Annotated in this window: 4 protein-coding genes; all 4 read left to right on the forward strand. The window is 67.9% G+C overall.

The window, feature by feature from the left end; all coding sequences use genetic code 11:
* The coding region (locus OOT08_RS14680; RefSeq protein ID WP_325093678.1) for a CinA family protein at positions 1-152 on the forward strand (152 nt) is incomplete at its 5' end.
* Positions 153-520: 368 nt separating this feature from the next.
* On the forward strand, positions 521-844 hold the full coding sequence (locus tag OOT08_RS14685) for a helix-turn-helix domain-containing protein (RefSeq protein ID WP_325093531.1): 324 nt from the start codon (positions 521-523) through the stop codon (positions 842-844).
* 18 nt (positions 845-862) lie between these two features.
* The gene (locus OOT08_RS14690) at positions 863-1,081 is read left to right on the forward strand and encodes a DUF3046 domain-containing protein (protein WP_325093533.1); all 219 of its coding nucleotides are present in this window, start codon (positions 863-865) and stop codon (positions 1,079-1,081) included.
* 315 nt (positions 1,082-1,396) lie between these two features.
* The coding region (gene recA, locus OOT08_RS14695) for a recombinase RecA (RefSeq protein WP_325093679.1) at positions 1,397-2,376 on the forward strand (980 nt) is incomplete at its 3' end.

Raw genomic sequence — 2,376 nt, forward strand, 5'->3', positions numbered from 1 at the left:
GCACCGTGTGGCTCGGCATCAGCTCGAGGCGCGGGGACCGTTCCGTGCGGCTCGCCGCCGCGGGGGACCGCGAAGCGATTCGGCGGGCCACCGTGACCGCCGCCCTGGACCTGCTCGCGGACGAGCTGCGCGCGCTTCCCGCGGCGGGCTGAGGCCCCGACGCACGAGCTGCTGCGCGACCCGATGCGCCGCCCGGCGCGCTGGGGGCGCGGCAGTGGCTGGGAGCTCGCCGGGGGATCGCTGGGACCGCGCCGCGCGACACGCCCGGTTCTGTGGGCGCGGCGGCGAGGTGATCCCGCGGAATTCCGGGGGAGTCGGCGCGAAGCCGAGAAATACCTGAGTCGAGGAGACTCAGGTTTTAAAAAGCCGGGGAATAGATTCCGAATGGCTCAGGTTATGCTTGGTGACGCACACAACACAGGTTGGCATCCGCCGACTACAGTGAGCAGTGTGAGGCGTCGGAACCGTGGAATATCCGCGGGGCGGTCACAGACCGCTTACAGAGCCAGGGAGGTCGCATATGGTGCTCGTTCGTCAGGAAATTGGTGACGTACTCCGTGATTTCCGGCTGCAAAAAGGTCGCACGCTCCGACAGGTCGCTGGGGAGGCGAGCGTCGCGCTCGGTTACCTGAGCGAGGTTGAGCGTGGCCAGAAGGAAGCCTCCAGCGAGATTCTCGCTGCGGTGGCTGACGCGCTGGGGACCCCGCTGTCGGTCATCATGGGAGAGGTCAGTGGTCGTCTCGCAATCGTCGAGGGGCTGCACCCCACATTCGCGGAGACGGTGCCCGACACCGTTCCGATCGAGTTTGTCGAGGGCTACCGCTCCGACGTGCTCGCCGGCTGAGTCGGCTCAGGAGCGCGCATGCGTTTGAGCGAGTTTCGGCGCGCCGTCGCTGAGGAGTTTGGCCCCGTCCACGGCCCCGTGTTGACGCGGGATCAGTGGCTCGCCGAGCTCGGCGGCACGGTTGACGAGGCCCTCGCCGCCGGGGCCGATCCGCGCGACGCCTGGCTCGCGCTGTGCCGCGAGATGAGCGTTCCCACGGAGCGCCGCCACGGCCGCGGCCTCGTCGACCCGCGCTAGCGGCCCGCCGCACGCCCGCAGGGCCGCCCGAACGCGTTTCGGGCGGGCCTGAGTTGTTTCCTCGAAAACTCCTCCGGCGACACGCCGCACGGGTTCGAAGATGTGTTCGACTCCTTGGTAGTCTCCTCACCAGGACGTTCGATGCCGAGTTCCGCACCGGGTCGCCCCCGACACGCACTGTGTCAGTGGCTGCCCGTAGCGTGGAACCGGATCAAGCGATCCGTGCCTTGTCGAGAACCGATCACCGTGATCGGCCCGACAGTCGGTAGGCAGTCACCCGTGGCCCACGCCACACAACCCGAGGAGAAGAAGCACATGGCCGCAAACGACCGCGAAAAGGCGCTGGAATCAGCGCTCGCCCAGATCGACCGACAGTTCGGCAAGGGCTCCGTGATGCGCCTCGGGAGCGATGAGCGCGCCCCCGTCGAGGTGATCCCCACCGGGTCCATCGCCCTGGATGTCGCGCTCGGCGTTGGGGGCCTGCCCCGGGGCCGCATCGTTGAGATCTACGGGCCGGAGTCCTCCGGAAAGACGACCCTGACCCTGCACGCGATCGCGAACGCGCAGCGCAACGGTGGCATCGCCGCCTTCATCGACGCTGAGCACGCGCTCGACCCCGACTACGCCCAGAAGCTCGGCGTCGACATCGACGCCCTGCTCGTCTCCCAGCCCGACACCGGCGAGCAGGCGCTGGAGATCGCCGACATGCTGATCCGCTCTGGCTCGATCGACCTCGTCGTGATCGACTCGGTCGCGGCGCTCGTGCCCCGCGCCGAGATCGAGGGCGAGATGGGCGACAGCCACGTCGGCCTGCAGGCCCGGCTCATGAGCCAGGCGCTGCGGAAGATCACGGGTGGCCTGAGCCAGACGAAGACGACCGCGATTTTCATTAACCAGCTCCGCGAGAAGATCGGGGTCTTCTTCGGGAGCCCGGAGACGACCGCTGGCGGAAAGGCGCTCAAGTTCTACGCCTCGGTCCGCCTCGACATCCGTCGCATCGAGACCCTCAAGGACGGCACCGACGCGGTGGGCAACCGCACCCGCGTCAAGGTGGTCAAGAACAAGATGGCCCCGCCCTTCAAGCAGGCCGAGTTCGACATCCTCTACGGCACCGGCATCTCCCGCGAGGGCTCCCTGATCGACTTCGGCGTCGACCACGGCCTCGTCAAGAAGAGCGGAGCCTGGTACACCTACGACGGCGACCAGCTGGGCCAGGGCAAGGAGAACGCGCGCAAGTTCCTGCTCGCGAACCCCGAGCTGGCCGACGGCCTCGAAAAGAAGCTGCTCGCGAAGCT

The sequence above is a fragment of the Leucobacter sp. M11 genome (assembly GCF_035726885.1).
GTDB lineage: Bacteria > Actinomycetota > Actinomycetes > Actinomycetales > Microbacteriaceae > JAPFRB01.

What these genes read in the sequence shown, in the direction of transcription:
- OOT08_RS14685 (WP_325093531.1), top strand. Translation starts at nt 521, where the DNA reads ATGGTGCTCGTTCGTCAGGAAATTGGTGACGTACTCCGTGATTTCCGG.
- OOT08_RS14690 (WP_325093533.1), top strand. Translation starts at nt 863, where the DNA reads ATGCGTTTGAGCGAGTTTCGGCGCGCCGTCGCTGAGGAGTTTGGCCCC.